Raw genomic sequence first — 19,823 nt, 5'->3', positions numbered from 1 at the left:
AAAAACCATGACATTGAAAGAGTTAGTGGTTGGTTTCGGCACCCAGGTACGCAGTATCTGGATGATCGGCATGCACGCTTTCGCCAAACGCGAAACCCGCATGTATCCGGAAGAACCAGTGTATCTGCCGCCGCGCTACCGTGGCCGTATCGTACTGACGCGCGACCCGGACGGTGAAGAGCGCTGCGTTGCCTGTAACCTGTGTGCGGTAGCCTGCCCGGTAGGCTGTATTTCTCTGCAGAAAGCCGAGATGAAAGACGGTCGTTGGTATCCGGAGTTCTTCCGCATCAACTTCTCACGCTGCATCTTCTGTGGCCTGTGTGAAGAAGCGTGCCCAACCACCGCGATTCAGCTTACCCCGGACTTCGAACTGGGTGAGTACAAGCGCCAGGATCTGGTGTACGAGAAAGAGGATCTGCTGATCTCCGGTCCGGGCAAATACCCGGAATATAACTTCTACCGGATGGCAGGTATGGCAATCGACGGCAAAGATAAGGGCGAAGCGGAAAACGAAGCCAAGCCTATCGACGTCAAAGGCCTGTTACCTTAAGGAGTCAGGAATGGAATTCGCTTTTTATATCTGCGCCATTGTGGCCGTCCTGACGACCCTTCGGACGATTACTCACACCAATCCGGTGCATGCGCTGCTGTACCTGATCATCTCGCTGCTGGCGATCTCCGGGGTGTTTTTCTCCCTCGGGGCATACTTCGCCGGTGCGCTGGAGATCATCGTGTACGCCGGGGCTATCATGGTGCTGTTCGTCTTCGTGGTGATGATGCTTAACCTCGGTAACGCGGTTCAGCAGCAGGAGCGCGAGTGGCTGAAGCCGCAACTGTGGATCGGGCCTGGCGTCCTGTCTGCAGTTCTGTTGGTGGTTCTGATTTACGCCATCCGCACCGTTAACGACCAGGGTATTGATGGCACTTCCATCGATGCTAAGCAGGTCGGTATCGCGCTGTTCGGGCCTTACGTTCTGGCGGTGGAGCTGGCCTCCATGCTGCTGCTGGCGGGCCTGGTCGTTGCGTTCCACCTGGGTCGTGAAGACCGTGCCGGTGAGGTGTTGAGCAATCGCCCTGCTGACATGGCCGTGAGAAGAAAAACGGAGGAGAACGTATGATCCCGCTGCAACATGGACTGATCCTCGCCGCCATTCTGTTCGTGCTGGGACTGACCGGTCTGGTCATCCGTCGCAACCTGCTGTTCATGCTGATCAGCCTGGAAGTGATGATTAATGCCGCCGCGCTGGCCTTCGTGGTTGCCGGCAGCTACTGGGGCCAGGCTGACGGTCAGGTGATGTATATACTCGCGATTAGCTTAGCTGCTGCCGAAGCCAGTATTGGCCTCGCGCTGTTACTGCAGCTCCATCGTCGTCGCCAGAATCTGAATATCGATTCAGTAAGTGAGATGCGTGGATGAACCTTCTCTGGTTAACCATTGTTCTGCCATTGATTGGCTTTTTACTGTTGGCATTTTCCCGCGGCCGCTGGTCAGAAAACCTATCTGCCACCATCGGGATGGGCTCTGTAGGTCTGGCGGCGGTTGTCACCGCCATTGCCGGGGTTGATTTCTTTAACAACGGGCAGCAGGCGTTCACTCAGCCGCTGTGGACCTGGATGGCGGTCGGTGATTTTAACATCGGCTTCAACCTGGTGCTGGACGGCCTGTCCCTGACCATGCTTTCTGTGGTTACTGGCGTCGGCTTCCTGATCCACATGTTCGCTTCCTGGTACATGCGCGGTGAAGAGGGTTACTCCCGCTTCTTCGCCTACACCAACCTGTTCATCGCCAGCATGGTGGTTCTGGTCCTTGCCGACAACCTGCTGTTGATGTACCTCGGTTGGGAAGGTGTGGGCCTCTGTTCTTACCTGCTGATCGGCTTCTATTACACCGATCCGAAGAACAACGCGGCGGCAATGAAAGCGTTCGTGGTGACTCGTGTTGGGGACGTGTTCCTGGCCTTCGGCCTGTTCATCCTCTACAACGAACTGGGCACGCTGAACTTCCGCGAAATGGTCGAGCTGGCACCGCAGCACTTCGCTGCCGGTAACCAGATGCTGACCTGGGCAACCCTGATGCTGTTAGGCGGTGCGGTCGGTAAATCTGCACAGCTTCCGCTGCAAACATGGCTTGCGGATGCGATGGCGGGTCCAACCCCGGTTTCTGCGCTGATTCACGCGGCCACCATGGTTACCGCGGGCGTCTATCTGATTGCCCGTACCCATGGTCTGTTCCTGATGACCCCGGAAATTCTGCATCTGGTCGGTATCGTTGGTGCCGTTACGCTGGTGCTGGCAGGCTTTGCCGCGCTGGTACAGACTGACATCAAACGCGTACTCGCTTACTCCACCATGAGCCAGATTGGCTACATGTTCCTGGCGCTGGGCGTGCAGGCGTGGGATGCGGCAATCTTCCACCTGATGACCCACGCGTTCTTTAAAGCGCTGCTGTTCCTGTCATCCGGTTCGGTGATTCTGGCGTGCCATCACGAACAAAATATCTTCAAAATGGGTGGTCTTCGTAAGTCCATTCCGCTGGTATATGTCTGCTTCCTGGTTGGGGGCGCGGCGCTGTCCGCTCTGCCGCTGATTACCGCAGGCTTCTTCAGTAAAGATGAAATTCTTGCCGGTGCGATGGCGAACGGCCACATCAACCTGATGGTTGCGGGCCTGGTCGGGGCGTTTATGACCTCGCTCTACACCTTCCGCATGATTTTCATTACGTTCCACGGTGAAGAAAAAATTCACGCTCACGCAGGGAAGGGGATTACCCACCACCTGCCGCTGGTTGTTCTGCTGGTGCTGTCCACCTTCGTTGGCGCAATGATTGTGCCACCGCTGCGCGGCGTCCTGCCGGAAACCACTGAACTTGCGCACGGCAGCGTGCTGACCCTGGAGATCATCTCCGGCGTCGTCGCCATTGCCGGTATCCTGATTGCCGCCTTCCTGTGGCTGGGCAAACGTACTCTGGTGACATCGCTTGCGAACAGCGCACTGGGGCGTTTCTTCGGTACCTGGTGGTTCAATGCCTGGGGCTTCGACTGGCTGTACGACATGATTTTCGTCAAGCCGTTCCTCGGTATTGCGTGGCTGCTGCGCCGTGACCCGCTGAATGCTTTGATGAACATTCCGGCAATTCTCTCCCGCTTCGCAGGCCGCGGTCTGCTGGTGAGCGAGAACGGTTACCTGCGCTGGTATGTTGCGTCCATGAGCATCGGTGCCGTTGTGGTTCTCGGCCTGCTTCTGGTTCTGCGTTAACAGGATTTCTTCCATCCCCCTCTCTCGCGAGAGAGAGGGTCGGAGCGAGGTATAAAACCTCCTCTGGCGCTGGGAAGTGAGCGATGTTTAAGAATTATTTTGACTTAGGGACTCAAACGCCATGCTATTACCCTGGCTAATACTAATCCCCTTTATCGGCGGCTTCTTCTGCTGGCAGACCGAACGCTTCGGCGTGAAAGTGCCACGCTGGATTGCGCTGATCACCATGGGGCTGACACTGGCACTGTCTCTGCAATTGTGGTTGCAGGGTGGCTATTCTCTGACGCAGTCGGCGGGTTTGCCGCAGTGGCAGTCAGAATTCATTCTGAAATGGATCCCACGTTTTGGCATTAATATTCACCTGGCGCTCGACGGTCTGTCGCTGCTGATGGTGGTACTGACCGGCCTGCTCGGCGTGCTGGCGGTACTCTGTTCCTGGAATGAAATCGAAAAATATCAGGGCTTCTTCCACCTCAACCTGATGTGGATCCTCGGTGGCGTTATCGGTGTGTTCCTTGCCATCGACATGTTCCTGTTCTTCTTCTTCTGGGAAATGATGCTGGTGCCGATGTACTTCCTGATTGCGCTGTGGGGCCACAAAGCCTCCGACGGGAAGACGCGTATTACCGCTGCAACCAAGTTCTTCATCTATACCCAGGCAAGCGGCCTGGTGATGTTGATTGCTATCCTGGGTCTGGTGTTTGTGCACTACAATGCGACCGGCGTATGGACCTTCAACTATGAGCTGCTGCTGAAAACGCCTATGTCCCACGGCGTACAGTGGCTGCTGATGCTGGGCTTCTTTATCGCTTTCGCGGTAAAAATGCCGGTGGTTCCTCTTCACGGTTGGCTGCCGGATGCGCACTCCCAGGCACCAACGGCGGGTTCCGTTGACCTCGCGGGTATCTTGCTGAAAACCGCGGCCTACGGCCTGCTGCGTTTCTCTTTGCCGCTGTTCCCTGAAGCGTCCGCTGAGTTTGCACCAATCGCCATGTGGCTGGGTGTCATCGGCATCTTCTACGGCGCGTGGATGGCCTTTGCACAGACCGACATTAAACGCCTGATTGCTTATACCTCCGTTTCCCACATGGGCTTCGTGCTGATTGCTATCTACACCGGCAACCAGCTGGCTTACCAGGGCGCGGTGATTCAGATGATCGCTCACGGTCTGTCCGCAGCGGGTATGTTCATCATCTGCGGTCAGCTTTATGAGCGTCTGCACACGCGTGACATGCGCATGATGGGCGGCCTGTGGAACAAAATTAAATGGCTGCCGGGTCTGTCGATGTTCTTCGCTGTTGCCACGCTGGGTATGCCAGGGACCGGTAACTTCGTCGGTGAATTCATGATCCTGTTCGGCAGCTTCCACGTTGTGCCGGTCATTACCGTGATTTCAACCTTCGGTCTGGTCTTTGCCTCTGTTTACTCCCTGGCGATGCTGCACCGTGCTTACTTCGGGAAAGCTAAGAGCGAAATCAGCGATAAACAACTGCCTGGCATGTCCATGCGCGAGTTCTTTATCATTCTGTTGCTGGTGGTGCTGTTAGTTCTGCTGGGCTTCTTCCCGCAGCCGATTCTGGATACCTCGCATTCTGCGATGAGCAATATTCAGCAGTGGTTTACCAGTTCACTTTCTACTACAAGGCCGTAATTCGCCATGACAATAACTCCTCAACATTTGATCGCGCTGCTACCGCTGTTGATCGTCGGATTGACGGTGGTGGTTGTGATGCTCTCCATTGCGTGGCGACGCGACCATTTTCTGAATGCTACGCTGTCGGTTATCGGCCTTAACGCCGCGCTGATTTCACTGTGGTTTGTCGGTCAGGCAGGGGCGATGGATGTCACCCCACTGATGCGCGTTGACGGCTACGCCATGCTTTACACCGGGCTGGTGCTGCTGGCGAGCCTGGCAACCTGTACCTTTGCTTATCCGTGGCTGCAGGGCTATACCGACAACCGCGAAGAGTTCTATCTGCTGGTTCTGATTGCTGCCCTGGGCGGTATTCTGCTGGCTAATGCGAACCACCTCGCGGCGCTGTTCCTCGGCATTGAGCTGATCTCTCTGCCGCTGTTCGGCCTGGTTGGCTACGCCTTCCGCCAGAAGCGTTCTTTGGAAGCAAGCATCAAGTACACCATTCTGTCAGCGGCGGCTTCGTCCTTCCTGCTGTTCGGTATGGCGCTGGTATACGCTGATTCCGGTAGCCTGTCGTTTGTTAGCCTCGGCAAGAGCCTGGCGGATAACATGCTGCACGAACCTCTGCTGTTGGCGGGTCTGGGCCTGATGATTGTTGGTCTTGGCTTCAAGCTCTCTCTGGTGCCGTTCCACCTGTGGACGCCAGACGTATACCAGGGCGCACCTGCTCCGGTTTCCACCTTCCTGGCAACCGCCAGCAAAATCGCTATCTTTGGCGTGGTGATGCGTCTGTTCCTCTACGCACCAGTGGGTAACAGCGAAGCAGTACGCGTCGTGCTGGGAATTATCGCCTTCGCGTCAATCCTGTTCGGTAACCTGATGGCGCTGAACCAGTCCAACATCAAGCGTCTGCTGGGTTATTCGTCAATCGCTCACCTTGGCTACCTGCTGGTGGCGCTGATTGCGCTGCAAACCGGTAACATGTCGATGGAAGCGGTAGGGGTTTATCTGGCCGCTTACCTGTTCAGCAGCCTGGGCGCGTTCGGCGTAGTTAGCCTGATGTCCAGCCCGTATCGTGGCCCGGATGCCGACTCGCTGTTCTCCTACCGTGGTCTGTTCTGGCACAAGCCGGTGCTTTCTGCGGTGATGACCGTGATGATGCTTTCCCTGGCGGGTATCCCAATGACCCTGGGCTTCATTGGTAAGTTCTACATCATTGCCGTGGGCGTTCAGGCTCACCTGTGGTGGCTGACCGGCGCAGTGGTTCTGGGCAGCGCCATCGGCCTGTACTACTACCTGCGTGTGACCGTGAGCCTGTATCTGAGTGCGCCTCAGCAGCTTAACCGCGACACCCCATCTAACTGGGCGCTGACTGCGGGCGGCGTGGTGGTGCTGATCTCCGCCCTGTTGGTGCTGCTGCTGGGTGTTTATCCGCAGCCGCTTATCAGCCTGGTGCAGTTAGCGCAGCCGCTGATGTAATCGGGTTAACAAAACCGTTCAAAAACCGCCACTTGCTGGCGGTTTTTTTATGGGCCTAGCTTTTGGCCAGTTCAAGGATAAAATCCAGAAAACAGCGGGTGCGTGCGGCGGGATTGATGCGTGAAGGGTAGTAAGCATAAAGCGGGAAGCGCTCGTCCGGCCAGTCGGGAAACAAATCTACCAGCTGTCCTTTCTTTACCAAATCGCCGGAGCCAAACGTCATCATCTGGGCAATCGCGTGCCCGCTCAGGCAGGCTTCGTGCAAAGTACGGGCATCATTCAGCGTCAGGCGTCCGCTGACCGGGACTTTGATCACTTCTCCTTTGCGATGAAACTCCCATTCAAACGGCCTGCCGGTTTCCGGATCGCGGAAATGAATGCAGGTATGCCCCAATAACGCTTGCGGTGTTTCAGGCCTTCCGTGTCGTGCCAGATAGGCGGGGGTGGCAACCGTCATGATGCGCGTTTCCAGCAGCTTGCGAGCCACCAGCGTGCTATTCCGAGGCACGCCAAAGCGAATGGCGAGATCGAAACCATCGCCAATCATATCCCCCAGCCGATCGCTGGTTACCAGATCCAGTTCAAGATCGGGATAGCGGGACATAAACGTTTCCAGTTGCGGCCCCAGGATCAGGCTGGAGAAGAACGGATCGATGTTGACCCGAAGTCTGCCGGTAATAGCCTTCGTTGAGAGCGATGCGGAACTGGTCACGTCCTCCAGCGCAGCCAGCAGCGGCAGGATCTGGCGGTAAAACTCTTTGCCTTCTACGGTTAATGCCACCGCGCGGGTGGTGCGGTCGAAAAGGCGGATACCGAGGCGTTTCTCCAGTCTGGCAATTGCCCGGCTGACCCCGGGTGGGGACATATTGATCACTTCCGCGGCGGCGGCAAACGTGCCGCTTTCCACTACGGCGGTAAAAACGGACAGACCATCAAAGGTCCGATCGTTGAAAATCATATTAGTGCTCCGCAGTCATCAGTGAATTGTCTATGGTGCTATCGATACAACATAGCTGCATCCGCATAATGCCGTCCACACCCTGTGGTGGGATCTCAAACTGGAGAAACATTATGTTCGCAATTACAGGTATTACCGGACAAGTTGGCGGCGCACTGGCAGAAGCATTGCTTGCTCAAGGACATGAGATTCGGGCCATCGTCCGCTCTGAAGCTAAGGGACAACCCTGGGCACAGCAGGGCGCAGGTGTTGCGCTGGCTGAAATGCACGATGGCGAAGCGCTGGCAAAAGCTTTCACTGGGGCCGAAGCGGTCTTTATCCTGCTGCCGCCGGTATTCGATCCTTCAGGGAATATGGCTGAACCAAGAGCCCATATCGCGGCCATCAGACATGCATTGCTTACTGTGCGCCCGCAGCACGTGGTCTGTCTTTCCACCATTGGGGCGCAGGCCACGCAGCCAAACCTGCTGAATGCTCTGGGGTTGATGGAAAAAGAGCTCACGGATGTTTGTGATTCCGTCGTGTTCCTCCGCGCGGGCTGGTTTATGGAGAACTTCCTCTGGGACGTGGAAAGTGCCAAAGAGACCGGGACTATCTACAGCCATCTGCAGCCGCTGGAGCGTGTTATCCCGATGATTGCTACCGTCGATATTGGCCAGCTTGCCGCCGAATTATTGACTCAGCCAGAACCAGGAACCCGCATTGTGGAGCTGGAAGGCCCGCAGCGCTACAGCCCGCAGCTGGCAGCCGAAGCGTTCTCTCAAGTTCTGGGGCGGCCGGTAACGGTAAAAGCCGTTCCGCGTGAAAACTGGGAGGCAGATTTCCTTGCTCAGGGCATGAAAAACCCGCTCCCACGCATGAGGATGTTGGACGGCTTTAACGAAGGCTGGATTGATTTCACCGGCGACACGGTGAAAGGTGCCACGCCTCTGGAAACTGTGCTAAAACAGTTGCTTGAGCGGCACCAGTAACCCGCAGGTGGCGCCTGAATCAAAAGGAGTTTTTCAATGCTTAACTGGCAGGATTTACACCATTCTGAACTGAGCGCCACCGATCTCTATGCTCTTTTGGCCCTGCGCTGCGAAGTCTTTATTGTCGAGCAGCGCTGTGCGTATCTGGATGTTGATGGCGAGGATTTGGTGGGGGAGAACCGCCATATCCTGGGCTGGCGGGACGGCAAACTGATTGCCTATGCCCGCATCCTTAAAAGTGATAACGAGCTGGAGCCGGTGGTGATTGGCCGGGTTATTGTCGATGCGTCGGTACGCGGCGAAAAGCTTGGGCAACAGCTCATGACCCAGGCGCTTGCGGCCTGCCAGCGCCAGTGGCCTGACCGTGCAATTTACCTGGGCGCTCAGGCGCATTTGCAGGCTTTTTATGCCCAGTTTGGTTTCCAACCGGTCACCGAAGTGTATGACGAAGATGGCATCCCCCATATTGGGATGGCCAACAGCAAGGCGGGCGAAACCTGTTGATGTTGTCTATAGTTAGCGGACGAGAAATTTTTTAACACGGAGAACAGTGATGCAACCGTATGAATCTCGTCTCGATGATGACCTTGCGCTCTTGAGCGACACGCTTGAAGAAGTGCTTTGCGCCTCCGGCGACCCGGCGGACCAGAAGTACATTGAGCTAAAGGAAAAGGCCGAACAGGCGCTGAATGAGGTCAAAGCGCGTATCAGCAATGCTTCCGACACTTACTATTACCGCACCAAAAAAGCGGTCTACCGTGCCGATGATTATGTGCATGAAAAGCCCTGGCAGGGTATTGGCATTGGCGCTGCCGTCGGACTGGTGATTGGGCTTTTGCTCCGCCGATAATCTTGACCGCGCCTGCAAATGGCAAATAAAGAATCTTACCCCCTGGGTAGGATTTTTTTTTGTGGTAACGACCACGTATAATCAGGGGTTTTTACGGAGCGTGAGGTAAACGTGAATTCAGTAGCCGTCGCACTGCAGCAAATGCAGCAGGAATTAGCAGGGGAATTTGCGGATAAGCCGGGCCTTCAGCGCCTGTGTGTGCCGGTCACGCTGAGTGACGCCTCCGATCCTCTCGCCTGGCTCACGGCCCAGTCACGGTATCCCCAATTTTACTGGCAGCAGCGCAACGGTAACGAAGAAGTTGCTGCGTTGGGCGCATTATTGCGTTTTTCTGCGCTGGAAGATGCCCAGACTTTTCTGCAGTCCCACCCGGAACAACCTTTTCTGCGCGTCTGGGGATTAAATGCCTTCGATCCGTCCCACGGTTTTCTGTTTCTCTCCCGCCTGGAATGGCGGCGTGTAGGCGGGGAGGCGTTTCTTTGGCTGCATCTGTACAGCGAAACTTCACTGAAGCAGGATGCGATAGCGGCTGCCGCGTTTATTGAGCAACTCCTGCCGGCGAAATTGCTCCCGCAGCTCAATCTCAAATGCCTCGGTGAAACCCATCTGCCGGAGCAGCCTGAATGGCACCGTCTGGTGGATCAGGTGGTCAGCGCCATCAGCCAGAAAGCGCTGGATAAAGTCGTGCTCGCCCGAGCCACCGATCTGGCGTTCTCCTCCCCGGTTTCTGCCGCAGGGTTTATGGCCGCCAGCCGCCGGATTAACCTGAACTGCTACCATTTCCTGATGGCGTTTGATGCGAAAAATGCCTTTCTTGGCTCCAGCCCGGAGCGCCTGTGGCGAAGAATCGACGATGCGCTGCGAACGGAAGCTCTGGCCGGAACGGTGGCAAACCATCCTGATGATGCTCAGGCCGCTAAACTAGGCCAATGGCTGCTAAAAGATGACAAAAACCAGCGCGAAAATATGCTGGTGGTCGAAGATATCTGCCAGCGCTTGCAGGCTGCGGTTGGTGCACTGGATGTGCTGCCGCCGCAGGTTATGCGGCTGCGCAAAGTTCAGCATTTGCGTCGCTGCATCTGGACGCAGCTCAAGCGTCAGGACGATGCGCTTTGCCTTAAACAGCTGCAGCCCACCGCCGCCGTGGCGGGGTTACCGCGTGAGCTGGCTCGGGAATTTATTGCCGAGAACGAGCCTTTTGAGCGTGAATGGTACGCCGGTTCGGCGGGTTATCTGTCCCGCCATCAAACGGAGTTTTGTGTGGCCCTGCGCTCGGCAAAAGTGAGCCATACCGGCGTTCGCCTTTATGCCGGGGCGGGCATTGTCGCCGGCTCGGTTGCCGCAGAAGAGTGGCAGGAAATTGAAAATAAAGCGGCCGGTTTGAAGACGTTGCTGATCGGCAGTGATAACTGAATAAGCTATTCACGACGCAAATCAATTTAACCCTTGCCATAGTATTTATAATCGATAGTCGAAATTGACTGCGGACAATATTATGTCGATAAGCTCATTTAACCGCCGCTGGGCGGGCGTCATACTCGAAGCATTAACCCGACATGGGGTGCGGCATGTGTGTATCGCGCCCGGCTCCCGCTCCACGCCGCTGACGCTCAGCGCGGCGGAAAACCGCAGTTTCATTTGCCATACTCACTTTGATGAACGCGGTCTGGGCCATCTGGCGCTTGGGCTGGCGAAGGCCAACGGCGAGCCGGTGGCAATCATCGTGACCTCCGGTACCGCCGTGGCCAATCTTTATCCTGCCGTGATAGAAGCCGGGCTGACCGGCGAAAAGCTGATTCTACTGACGGCCGATCGCCCGCCCGAACTGATTGATTGCGGTGCAAACCAGGCGATTCGCCAGCCGGGGCTGTTTAGCTCCCATCCTTCCGCTGTACTTAACCTGCCTCGTCCAACGCATGATATTCCCGCCAGCTGGCTGGTCTCTGCGATTGACAGCACCGTCGGTCAGCTCAACGGGGGCGCACTACATATCAATTGCCCCTTTGCCGAACCGCTTTATGGTGCGCCGGATGATACCGGCGTCGACTGGCAAAACCAGCTCGAAGGCTGGTGGGAGGGTAACACGCCCTGGCTGCGTGAAGTGCACGAAAACGCGGTGCCGAAGCAAAGAGACTGGTTCTTCTGGCGGCAAAAGCGTGGCGTGGTGGTGGCAGGCAGGCTTTCTGCCAGCGAAGGTGAGCAGGTTGCGGCCTGGGCGCAAATGCTAGGCTGGCCGCTCATTGGCGATGTACTTTCGCAGACCGGTCAGCCGTTGCCGTGTGCAGACCTGTGGCTGAGCAATAGCCAGGCCGTGACTTGTCTTGAACAGGCGCAAATTGTCATCCAGTTTGGCGGCAGCCTGACTGGAAAACGGGTGCTTCAGTGGCAGGCCGCCTGCAGGCCGGAAGAGTACTGGCTGGTGGACAAGCAGCCCGGGCGTCTTGATCCTGCCAGTCACCGTGGTCGCCGTCTGGTCGCCAGCGTCGAAGCCTGGCTGGAAAAACATCCGGCAGAAAAACGCCTGCCCTGGGCCGAAGCGTTAACGTCTCTGGCCTGGCAGACGCTGGAAAAGGTTGAACAAGGAACCCGTGAATTTGGCGAGGCGCAGGTTGCCCAGCGCCTGCCGCAGTTGCTGCCGGAAGGCGGCCAGCTATTTGTGGGCAACAGTTTAATTGTTCGTTTGATCGATGCTTTCGCCCAGCTTCCCGTTGGGTATCCGGTTTATAGCAATCGAGGTGCGAGCGGCATTGATGGTCTGTTGTCTACCGCCGCAGGCGTTCAAAGGGCAACGGCACGCTCCACGCTCGCGATAGTCGGCGATATATCAGCGCTTTATGACCTTAATGCTCTGGCGCTGCTGCGCCACGCCTCGGCGCCGTTTGTGCTGTTGGTGGTCAACAATAACGGTGGCCAGATCTTCTCACTTTTGCCGACGCCTGCCGAAGAACGTGAGCGTTTTTACTGTATGCCGCAAAATGTGAATTTCTCCCACGCTGCCGCCATGTTTGAGTTGGGTTATCAAAACCCTGAAACCTGGCAGGCGCTTGAAGAGGCCGTTCGTCGGGCCTGGTTGCGCCCTGGGGCGACGGTGATTGAAATTAGCGTGCCGGAAACCGCCGGTGCTCAGACGCTGCAGCATTTGCTGGCCCTGGTTAGCCAGGCATGATCCTGCATGCCGTGCCGCATTCGGGCCACCTTTCAACTCAGCCGTGGATAGTCTGGCTGCACGGTTTTCTTGGTAGCCATCATGAGTGGCAGGCGCTTGAGCCGCACTTTTCCGACTGGCCTCAGCTATGCGTGGACCTGCCCGGCCACGGTGGTTCCACCGATGTTCACGTGCAGAGTTTTGCCGAGGTTGATAGCGCGTTACGAAATACCCTCAAACATCACGACATACATCACTATTGGCTTGTCGGTTACTCCCTGGGCGGGCGCATCGCGATGTATCACGCCTGTCAGCCTGGGTCGAAAGGGCTGCGTGGCCTGGTGGTAGAAGGTAGCCACCCTGGCCTGAGAAGTGGGACTGAGTGCGAGGCGAGAGCGCTGAACGATGCCCGCTGGGCGCAGCGTTTGATGCACGAAGATATCCAGACCGTGTTGAACGACTGGTATCAGCAGCCTGTTTTCCGTTCCCTCAGCCGTGCGCAACGGACTGACTTAGTTGCCCTGCGTGCGCAAAACAATCCTCAGGCGTTAGCCCGAATGCTGGAAGCGACTTCGCTTGCCCGGCAACCCGATTTACGCGAACAGCTCTGCCAGCTTGCCGTGCCGTTTCATTTTATTTGCGGTGAACGAGACGAAAAGTTTCACGCCATTGCCACCGAGCTGAGCTGTTCTCTGACCTTGATTTCAGGGGCCGGACATAACGCTCATCGTGAAGCTCCCGCCGCGTTCAGTTCCGCTCTGTTAACCCTCTTTCGTCAATATGACCTGTAAGGATCTTTCATGATTTATCCTGATGAACAAATGCTTTATGCCCCGATTGAATGGCTGGATTGCTCCGAAGGTTACACCGATATTCGCTACCACAAATCCAGCGATGGCATCGCCAAAATCACCATCAACCGCCCGGAAGTGCGTAATGCGTTTCGTCCACTGACCGTCAAAGAGATGATCAATGCCCTGGCCGATGCTCGCTATGACGACAACATCGGCACCATTATTCTCACTGGTGAAGGGGAAAAAGCCTTCTGTGCGGGCGGCGACCAAAAAGTGCGTGGTGACTACGGCGGCTATCAGGACGCAAGCGGCGTGCATCACCTGAACGTGCTCGACTTCCAGCGCCAAATTCGCACCTGCCCTAAACCAGTTGTGGCGATGGTGGCGGGTTTCTCCATCGGTGGCGGCCATGTGCTGCACATGATGTGTGACCTGACCATCGCGGCCGAAAACGCCGTGTTTGGCCAGACGGGCCCCAAAGTCGGTTCATTTGATGGTGGCTGGGGCGCTTCCTACATGGCGCGTATTGTCGGCCAGAAAAAAGCGCGCGAGATTTGGTTCCTGTGCCGCCAGTACGACGCGAAAGAAGCCCTGGATATGGGCCTGGTGAATACCGTTGTACCGATTGCCGATCTGGAAAAAGAGACCGTGCGCTGGTGCCGCGAAATGCTGCAAAACAGCCCGATGGCGCTGCGTTGCCTGAAAGCGGCGCTGAATGCCGACTGCGATGGTCAGGCCGGGCTGCAGGAACTGGCCGGGAACGCCACGATGCTGTTCTACATGACCGAAGAAGGCCAGGAAGGGCGCAACGCGTTTAACCAGAAGCGCCAGCCGGACTTCAGCAAATTTAAACGGAACCCGTAATGCGTAGCGCGGCGCTGTGGCGTTTTCAAATCCCGATGGAGGCTGGCGTAGTGCTTCGCGACCAGCGTCTCAAATTTAGAGATGGGCTGCTGGTGCGCCTGACATCAGGTGAGCGTAGCGGATGGGGGGAAATTTCCCCTCTGCCGGGATTTAGCCAGGAAACACTCGCGGAGGCTCAGGCGCAGGTCGAACGATGGCTTGAACAGTGGCTGGCCGATGAATCGACTCCGTTGCCCGAATTGCCGTCGGCCGCCTTTGGCCTGAGCTGTGCGCTGGCTGAGGCTGAAGGTACGCTGCCACAGGCCGCTGACTATCGCGCTGCCCCTCTGTGTACAGGCGATCCGGACGAGCTGATCCTGGCACTGGCAGAAATGCCGGGTGAAAAAATCGCGAAGGTGAAAGTGGGTCTGTACGAAGCCGTTCGCGACGGCATGGTGGTTAATTTATTGCTTGAAGCCGTGCCTGAACTTCGCCTGCGTCTGGATGCTAACCGCAGCTGGACGCCGCTCAAGGCGCAGCAGTTCGCCAAATACGTCAACCCGGATCACCGCTCGCGCATTGATTTTATCGAAGAACCGTGCAAAACCCGCGAGCAGTCCCGAGAGTTCAGCCGGGAAACGGGGATTGCTATTGCCTGGGACGAAAGCCTGCGGGAGGCGGATTTTACTTTCACCGCTGAGCCGGGCGTTTCGGCAGTGGTGATCAAACCGACGCTGACCGGTAGCCTGGACAAAGTGCGCGAACAGGTTGCGACGGCAAACCGTCTGGGGCTGAAAGCGGTGATCAGTTCCTCCATTGAGTCCAGCCTCGGGTTGACTCAACTGGCCCGCATCGCCGCCTGGCTTACGCCGGGAACCTTGCCTGGGCTGGATACTTTGTCCCTGATGCAGTCTCAGCTTGAGCGCAACTGGCCCGGTAGTCCGCTACCTTGTGTCACCGCAGACCAGCTCGAGCGTATTCGATGATCTTTCCCGACTGGCCGTGGCGTCACTGGGCCGACGTTCGGGGCACAAACGTTGCGCTCCGCCTCGACGATGAGTGCTTAACCTGGTCAACTCTGTGCCAGCGCGTAGATGCGCTGGCGGGAGGCTTTCGCCAGCAGGGCGTAAAAGAAGGTGACGGTGTTGCGCTTAAAGCGAAAAATGGCCCGCAAACGCTGCTCGCCTGGCTGGCGTTATGGCAGTGCGGGGCGCGTATTCTGCCAGTAAATCCTCAGCTTCCGGACAGTCTGCTGGCGCAGCTTTTACCGTCGCTGACGCTGAGCTACGGGTTAACTTTTCCCGATAGTTCTTCGCTGCTGGGATTAACGCCACTGCGGCTGGTGAAGGCCGAGCCCTGGCGCGAAACCTGGTTGCCATCGCGTTTTGCCTCAATGACGCTGACCTCTGGTTCAACCGGGTTACCCAAAGCGGCCGTGCATACATGCTCGGCGCACCTAGCCAGCGCGGCGGGGGTACTGGCGATGATGGATTACGGCCCGGACGATAGCTGGCTTTTGTCTTTGCCGCTGTTCCATGTCTCCGGGCAGGGAATTCTCTGGCGCTGGCTGTATGCTGGCGGCCAGTTGGTGATATCGACCGCTCAGTCGATAAATGAGGCGCTACGTGGATGCAGTCACGCTTCCTTAGTGCCAACTCAGCTGTGGCGGTTGCTGGAGAAACAGGAACCTCTGGCGTTGCGCGACGTGCTCCTTGGCGGGGCAGCCATTCCCGTTGAACTGACGCAGCAGGCCGAAGCGCGCGGGGTGCGTTGCTGGTGTGGTTATGGCCTTACCGAACTGGCCTCTACGGTTTGCGCCAAACGCGCCGACGGTCAGCCAGATGTGGGGGCTCCGTTACCGGGCCGTAAGGTAAAAATCGTCGATGAAGAAGTGTGGATACAGGCGGATAGCCTGGCCAGCGGCTACTGGCGGGCCGGGCAGCTTATTCCTCTGGTGAACGAGCAGGGCTGGTTTGCTACCCGAGATCGGGGCGTTTTGCATTCGGGCCGCCTGACGATCGTCGGGCGTCTTGATAACCAATTTTTCAGCGGCGGGGAGGGTATCCAGCCGGAAGAGGTTGAGCGGGTAATTGCCGCGCATCCAGCGGTTCAGCAGGTGTTTGTGGTGCCGGTTGACGATGTTGAATTTGGACAGCGACCCGTTGCCGTGGTTGAGATTAGTGCAGGATGTGAGTTTAACGACATTGCCGCCTGGCTTGATGGAAAACTGCCCCGTTTTCAGCGGCCCGTGCGCTGGTTAACGCTGCCGCAGGAGTTAAAACAGGGCGGGATTAAAATATCCCGCCGCAGGCTGATTGAGTGGGTTGCAGGGGCATAACCCCTGCAAGGTATTACTTATTGTTCTTCAGTGCCTGAAGTGCATTCGCCACCCCGGCACCGTATTCAGGATGTACCTGGCTGAACAGGCAAATCTGACGGTTCTGAATGCTTTCCGGGACGTCTTTCATATCACCCGCAATGCGCGCAAACATACGCTGATGCTCTTCATCGCTCAGCAGGTTATACAGCGCGCGCGGCTGGCTGAAGTAGTCGCTATCTTCCCGATGGTTCCAGTGGTCGGCCGCGCCTTCCAGGCTCAACGGCGGTTCGCTGAAATCTGGCTGTTCCTGGAAAACGTTAAAGCTGTTTGGCTCGTAGGTTGCGCCATTGCCGCTGTTGCCGTCCACCCGCATAGCACCGTCGCGGTGATAGTTGTGGAACGGGCATTTTGGCGCGTTCACCGGGATTTGATGGTGGTTCACGCCCAGGCGATAGCGATGCGCGTCGCCGTAGGAGAACAGGCGGCCCTGTAGCATACGGTCCGGCGAGAAGCTAATACCTGGCACAACGTTGGCCGGAGACATCGCCACCTGTTCAACGTCAGAGAAGTAGTTTTCCGGGTTGCGGTTCAGTTCCAGCACGCCCACTTCCATTAATGGATAGTCGCCGTGAGGCCAGACTTTGGTCAGATCAAACGGGTTGTACGGCGTTTTTGATGCTTCGGCTTCCGGCATAATTTGCACGAACAGCGTCCAGCGAGGGAAGTCACCGGCCTCAATGGATTCGTACAAATCGCGCTGGGAGCTTTCGCGGTCTTCTGCGATCAGGCGGCTGGCTTCGTCATCCATCAGGTTCTCAATGCCCTGCTGGGATTTGAGGTGGAACTTCACCCAGAAACGCTGATTGTCGCTATTGATAAAGCTGAAGGTATGGCTGCCGAAACCGTGGATGTGACGATAAGAGCGCGGTAAGCCACGGTCGCTGAAATCAATGGTCAACTGATGAAGGGCTTCCGGCAGATGTGAGAAGAAATCCCATTTATACGTAGGGTTACGCAGGTTGGTGCGCGGATCGCGTTTGACGACGTGGTTCAGGTCCGGAAACTTCAGCGGATCACGGAGATAGAACACCGGCGTGTTATTGCCCACCAGATCCCAGTTGCCTTCCTCGGTATAAAACTTCATGGAAAAGCCGCGAATATCTCGTTCAGCATCCGCCGCGCCGCGCTCACCTGCCACGGTGGAGAAGCGCAGGAAAAGCTCAGTTTTTTTGCCGATTTCTGAAAATAATTTTGCCCGGGTGTAGCGGGTAATATCATGGGTGACGGTGAAATGGCCAAATGCGCCAGAGCCTTTCGCGTGCATACGGCGCTCAGGGATCACTTCGCGGTCAAAGTGGGCGAGTTTTTCAAGGAACCAGACGTCCTGAAGCAGCATCGGGCCACGTGGGCCTGCGGTAGCAACATTGTTGTTGTTCGCAACGGGTGCGCCTGCGCCGGTTGTTAATCCTTTCTTGCTCATTAATGCCTCCTTGGTAGCCAGGTTTCACAGTAAAAAAGCGTTTATTTAAATCCGTTATTTTACTGTGCTTATTATTCACCTGCTCAATGTGTCATTTGGCGCTACCCGGTTGCATTGATCTTGTCACACAAAAAGGTGTCTTTTCATTTTCTTACAATCAAGGAAATATTGGCATTTTCCAGCGTGTTAATAAGATAATGCGCCACGCCATCCAATGGCATTTTTAAGGGTAGCCCTTTTTCTTTTTCAGGAACCAAGGAATGAATAAATTACTTTTAGCCGGCGGCGCGGGTTTGCTGCTGGTTTCTGCAGGTGCCAGCGCAATTGGCGTGAGTGCTGAAGTCGGTAAGGAATACACTAATCTCGGCGTGGGTTTTGGCACCGAAAGCAGCGGCATCGCGGTAACCGGTAACTATGCGCATAACGACGACAACGGTGATGCCGTAGGCCTTGGCCTCGGTTTTAATATTCCTCTGGGGCCGATGATGGCAACCGTAGGCGGTCGTGGCGTTTACCTGCATCCGAAAGATCGTAAAGAAGGCTATGCGGTTGCGGCAGGTGGCGGTCTGAGATGGCCAATCACGCCTGATATTGCCGTATTTGGCGATTACTACTACTCCCCGGACTCTCTGTCCAGCGGCGTGAAGGACTATAAAGAGGCCAGCGCCGGTGCAAGTTGGAACTTTATGCGTCCGTTCTCGGCGCAAGTGGGCTACCGCTACATTAGCCTCGGCGGCAAAGACGGCGATCGTACTGACACCGTTGCCGACGGCCCGTATGTGGGCGTGAGCGCCAGCTTCTAATCCCTCAACGCGGCTTTTAGCCGCGTTTTTTATGCCTGCCGTTCTTTGGTGCCTGCGCTATAGTGGGGCGTTCCCCTGCTGCGGAGTAAAAGATGTTAAAAGTAGAAATGCTGTCCACTGGCGATGAAGTGCTGTACGGGCAAATTACCGATACCAATGCTGCCTGGCTTGCCGACTATTTCTTTAATCAGGGGTTACCCATGTCACGCCGCAATACGGTCGGCGACAGTCTGCCTGACCTGGTTGCCGTGCTGAAAGAGCGAAGCCATGAAGCCGATGTGCTGATTGTTAACGGTGGCCTGGGGCCAACCAGCGATGATTTAAGTGCACTGGCGGCGGCTACGGCGGCGGGCGTTGAGCTGGTTGAGCACGCGGAATGGTTAACCTATATGGAGCAGTTTTTTGCCGAGCGTGGGCGGGTGATGGCACCGAGCAACCGTAAGCAGGCGCAAATCCCGGCCAACAGTGAAATGATCGACAATCCCGTGGGTACCGCCTGCGGCTTTGCATTGACCTTAAACCGCTGCCTGATGTTTTTCACCCCCGGCGTACCGTCAGAATTTAAGGCGATGGTGGACAAACAAATCATGCCCCGGCTGCGTGAACGTTTTACGCTTCCCGAGCCGCCAATATGCCTGCGTTTAACCACCTTTGGGCGCTCCGAGAGCGAGCTGGCGCAATCTCTTGATCCGCTGGCGCTGCCTGAGGGGGTGGTGATGGGCTATCGCTCATCGATGCCCATCATTGAGCTTAAACTGACCGGCCCGGCCAGCCAGCGTGAAGCGATGGAGGCCGTCTGGCCGGAAGTTCGCCGTGTAGCAGGGGAAAGTCTGATTTTTGAGGGTACCGAAGGGCTTCCTGCACAAATAGCACGTCGCCTTGCTGAGCGTTCTCTCACCATCGCGATTAGCGAACAGTTTACCGGGGGCCTGCTGGCGCTACAGTTAAACCGGGCGCAGGCCGCACTTCGGGCGAGCCGTGTTTTACCGCAGGCAACTGAAACATTGGCTGAGGCGTTAGCGTCCAGCGCAGCATTGCGACTGAACCAACAGAGCAGTCTGGCTCTGGTGATTTCTGGCGAAGAAGGGCAGCAGATTAATTTTGCGCTCTCCACGCCAGACGGCACTTTTGGACTGGGCGTGAAGTTTGGAACCAGCCGCCACGCGCTGGCAATACGCCAGGAAGTCTGCGCCATGATGGCGCTTAATGTGCTGCGCCGCTGGTTCAACGGCCAGCCGCTGGAAAGTGAGCACGGCTGGATTAATGTCTTAGAGTCGGGCAGCCTCTAA

19 protein-coding genes are annotated in these 19,823 nt (G+C 56.6%); 17 read left to right on the top strand and 2 right to left on the bottom strand.

Features of this window, described 5'->3' with window-relative positions; translation table 11 throughout:
- The first annotated feature begins 7 nt into the window (after nucleotides 1-7).
- The 6 genes from nuoI to nuoN all read left to right on the top strand — a co-directional run bounded on the left by nuoI (nucleotide 8) and on the right by nuoN (nucleotide 6,370).
- Nucleotides 8-550: an NADH-quinone oxidoreductase subunit NuoI gene (nuoI, locus tag LH23_RS21165; RefSeq protein WP_008459780.1), complete on the top strand. Its 543-nt coding sequence runs from the start codon at nucleotides 8-10 to the stop codon at nucleotides 548-550.
- Between the two features lie 10 nt (nucleotides 551-560).
- A complete protein-coding gene (gene nuoJ / locus LH23_RS21160) occupies nucleotides 561-1,118 on the top strand; it encodes an NADH-quinone oxidoreductase subunit J (protein WP_008459782.1) in 558 nt (185 codons plus the stop codon).
- The gene (gene nuoK, locus LH23_RS21155; RefSeq protein WP_008459783.1) at nucleotides 1,115-1,417 is read left to right on the top strand and encodes an NADH-quinone oxidoreductase subunit NuoK; all 303 of its coding nucleotides are present in this window, start codon (nucleotides 1,115-1,117) and stop codon (nucleotides 1,415-1,417) included. The genes nuoJ and nuoK overlap by 4 nt, the downstream gene beginning before the upstream one ends.
- Complete coding sequence (gene nuoL, locus LH23_RS21150; RefSeq protein ID WP_039295527.1) at nucleotides 1,414-3,255, top strand: NADH-quinone oxidoreductase subunit L; 1,842 nt, start codon at nucleotides 1,414-1,416, stop codon at nucleotides 3,253-3,255. Before nuoK ends, nuoL begins: the two co-directional genes overlap by 4 nt.
- A 121-nt stretch (nucleotides 3,256-3,376) precedes the next feature.
- Nucleotides 3,377-4,906 (top strand): NADH-quinone oxidoreductase subunit M, encoded by a 1,530-nt coding sequence (gene nuoM / locus LH23_RS21145; protein WP_039295525.1) that lies wholly within the window; start codon nucleotides 3,377-3,379, stop codon nucleotides 4,904-4,906.
- A 6-nt stretch (nucleotides 4,907-4,912) separates the two neighbouring features.
- Nucleotides 4,913-6,370 carry an NADH-quinone oxidoreductase subunit NuoN gene (gene nuoN, locus LH23_RS21140; protein ID WP_039295523.1) on the top strand — a complete coding sequence of 486 codons (1,458 nt, stop codon included), beginning with the start codon at nucleotides 4,913-4,915 and terminating at the stop codon, nucleotides 6,368-6,370.
- A 55-nt stretch (nucleotides 6,371-6,425) separates the two neighbouring features.
- Here the strand turns inward: nuoN and LH23_RS21135 are convergent, their stop codons facing one another.
- A complete protein-coding gene (locus tag LH23_RS21135) occupies nucleotides 6,426-7,328 on the bottom strand; it encodes a LysR family transcriptional regulator (RefSeq protein WP_039295521.1) in 903 nt (300 codons plus the stop codon).
- A gap of 113 nt (nucleotides 7,329-7,441) precedes the next feature.
- On the opposite strand from LH23_RS21135, the gene LH23_RS21130 reads away from it, so the two are divergent.
- From LH23_RS21130 to menE, 9 genes are all read left to right on the top strand, one after another.
- The gene (locus tag LH23_RS21130) at nucleotides 7,442-8,299 is read left to right on the top strand and encodes an NmrA family NAD(P)-binding protein (protein WP_039295519.1); all 858 of its coding nucleotides are present in this window, start codon (nucleotides 7,442-7,444) and stop codon (nucleotides 8,297-8,299) included.
- A 36-nt stretch (nucleotides 8,300-8,335) separates the two neighbouring features.
- Nucleotides 8,336-8,803, top strand: a complete 468-nt coding sequence (locus LH23_RS21125; RefSeq protein WP_039295518.1) for a GNAT family N-acetyltransferase — start codon at nucleotides 8,336-8,338, stop codon at nucleotides 8,801-8,803.
- Nucleotides 8,804-8,852: 49 nt separating this feature from the next.
- Nucleotides 8,853-9,149: a stress response protein ElaB gene (gene elaB, locus LH23_RS21120; protein WP_039295516.1), complete on the top strand. Its 297-nt coding sequence runs from the start codon at nucleotides 8,853-8,855 to the stop codon at nucleotides 9,147-9,149.
- A 111-nt stretch (nucleotides 9,150-9,260) separates the two neighbouring features.
- Entirely contained in the window at nucleotides 9,261-10,562 is a 1,302-nt protein-coding gene (menF, locus tag LH23_RS21115; protein ID WP_039295514.1) for an isochorismate synthase MenF, read from the top strand.
- Nucleotides 10,563-10,644: 82 nt separating this feature from the next.
- A complete protein-coding gene (gene menD, locus LH23_RS21110) occupies nucleotides 10,645-12,315 on the top strand; it encodes a 2-succinyl-5-enolpyruvyl-6-hydroxy-3-cyclohexene-1-carboxylic-acid synthase (RefSeq protein ID WP_039295512.1) in 1,671 nt (556 codons plus the stop codon).
- Nucleotides 12,312-13,085 carry a 2-succinyl-6-hydroxy-2,4-cyclohexadiene-1-carboxylate synthase gene (menH, locus tag LH23_RS21105; RefSeq protein ID WP_039295511.1) on the top strand — a complete coding sequence of 258 codons (774 nt, stop codon included), beginning with the start codon at nucleotides 12,312-12,314 and terminating at the stop codon, nucleotides 13,083-13,085. Before menD ends, menH begins: the two co-directional genes overlap by 4 nt.
- 9 nt (nucleotides 13,086-13,094) lie before the next feature.
- Nucleotides 13,095-13,952, top strand: coding sequence for a 1,4-dihydroxy-2-naphthoyl-CoA synthase (gene menB, locus LH23_RS21100; RefSeq protein ID WP_008459804.1), 858 nt, complete (start codon nucleotides 13,095-13,097; stop codon nucleotides 13,950-13,952).
- On the top strand, nucleotides 13,952-14,917 hold the full coding sequence (menC, locus tag LH23_RS21095; RefSeq protein ID WP_039295508.1) for an o-succinylbenzoate synthase: 966 nt from the start codon (nucleotides 13,952-13,954) through the stop codon (nucleotides 14,915-14,917). Before menB ends, menC begins: the two co-directional genes overlap by 1 nt.
- Nucleotides 14,914-16,269, top strand: a complete 1,356-nt coding sequence (gene menE / locus LH23_RS21090) for an o-succinylbenzoate--CoA ligase (RefSeq protein WP_039295506.1) — start codon at nucleotides 14,914-14,916, stop codon at nucleotides 16,267-16,269. Before menC ends, menE begins: the two co-directional genes overlap by 4 nt.
- A 13-nt stretch (nucleotides 16,270-16,282) precedes the next feature.
- Here menE and katA read toward each other — a convergent pair whose 3' ends face one another.
- On the bottom strand, nucleotides 16,283-17,731 hold the full coding sequence (gene katA, locus LH23_RS21085) for a catalase KatA (protein WP_039295504.1): 1,449 nt from the start codon (nucleotides 17,729-17,731) through the stop codon (nucleotides 16,283-16,285).
- A 260-nt stretch (nucleotides 17,732-17,991) separates the two neighbouring features.
- On the opposite strand from katA, the gene LH23_RS21080 reads away from it, so the two are divergent.
- Together LH23_RS21080 and LH23_RS21075 are read left to right on the top strand one after the other, a co-directional pair.
- Complete coding sequence (locus LH23_RS21080; protein ID WP_039295503.1) at nucleotides 17,992-18,534, top strand: YfaZ family outer membrane protein; 543 nt, start codon at nucleotides 17,992-17,994, stop codon at nucleotides 18,532-18,534.
- A gap of 92 nt (nucleotides 18,535-18,626) precedes the next feature.
- A complete protein-coding gene (locus tag LH23_RS21075) occupies nucleotides 18,627-19,823 on the top strand; it encodes a nicotinamide mononucleotide deamidase-related protein YfaY (RefSeq protein WP_039295501.1) in 1,197 nt (398 codons plus the stop codon).

Origin of the sequence: Cedecea neteri, from assembly GCF_000758305.1 — a bacterium.
Lineage (GTDB): Bacteria > Pseudomonadota > Gammaproteobacteria > Enterobacterales > Enterobacteriaceae > Cedecea > Cedecea neteri_C.
Note: the sequence above shows the minus strand (reverse complement) of the source record. Positions and strands in the feature narration are given on the sequence as shown.

Bases quoted from the DNA above. Each gene is read 5' to 3' on its own strand.
- nuoI (WP_008459780.1), top strand. From the start codon at position 8: ATGACATTGAAAGAGTTAGTGGTTGGTTTCGGCACCCAGGTACGCAGT.
- nuoJ (WP_008459782.1), top strand. From the start codon at position 561: ATGGAATTCGCTTTTTATATCTGCGCCATTGTGGCCGTCCTGACGACC.
- nuoK (WP_008459783.1), top strand. From the start codon at position 1,115: ATGATCCCGCTGCAACATGGACTGATCCTCGCCGCCATTCTGTTCGTG.
- nuoL (WP_039295527.1), top strand. From the start codon at position 1,414: ATGAACCTTCTCTGGTTAACCATTGTTCTGCCATTGATTGGCTTTTTA.
- nuoM (WP_039295525.1), top strand. From the start codon at position 3,377: ATGCTATTACCCTGGCTAATACTAATCCCCTTTATCGGCGGCTTCTTC.
- nuoN (WP_039295523.1), top strand. From the start codon at position 4,913: ATGACAATAACTCCTCAACATTTGATCGCGCTGCTACCGCTGTTGATC.
- LH23_RS21135 (WP_039295521.1), bottom strand. From the start codon at position 7,328: ATGATTTTCAACGATCGGACCTTTGATGGTCTGTCCGTTTTTACCGCC.
- LH23_RS21130 (WP_039295519.1), top strand. From the start codon at position 7,442: ATGTTCGCAATTACAGGTATTACCGGACAAGTTGGCGGCGCACTGGCA.
- LH23_RS21125 (WP_039295518.1), top strand. From the start codon at position 8,336: ATGCTTAACTGGCAGGATTTACACCATTCTGAACTGAGCGCCACCGAT.
- elaB (WP_039295516.1), top strand. From the start codon at position 8,853: ATGCAACCGTATGAATCTCGTCTCGATGATGACCTTGCGCTCTTGAGC.
- menD (WP_039295512.1), top strand. From the start codon at position 10,645: ATGTCGATAAGCTCATTTAACCGCCGCTGGGCGGGCGTCATACTCGAA.
- menH (WP_039295511.1), top strand. From the start codon at position 12,312: ATGATCCTGCATGCCGTGCCGCATTCGGGCCACCTTTCAACTCAGCCG.
- menB (WP_008459804.1), top strand. From the start codon at position 13,095: ATGATTTATCCTGATGAACAAATGCTTTATGCCCCGATTGAATGGCTG.
- menC (WP_039295508.1), top strand. From the start codon at position 13,952: ATGCGTAGCGCGGCGCTGTGGCGTTTTCAAATCCCGATGGAGGCTGGC.
- menE (WP_039295506.1), top strand. From the start codon at position 14,914: ATGATCTTTCCCGACTGGCCGTGGCGTCACTGGGCCGACGTTCGGGGC.
- katA (WP_039295504.1), bottom strand. From the start codon at position 17,731: ATGAGCAAGAAAGGATTAACAACCGGCGCAGGCGCACCCGTTGCGAAC.
- LH23_RS21080 (WP_039295503.1), top strand. From the start codon at position 17,992: ATGAATAAATTACTTTTAGCCGGCGGCGCGGGTTTGCTGCTGGTTTCT.
- LH23_RS21075 (WP_039295501.1), top strand. From the start codon at position 18,627: ATGTTAAAAGTAGAAATGCTGTCCACTGGCGATGAAGTGCTGTACGGG.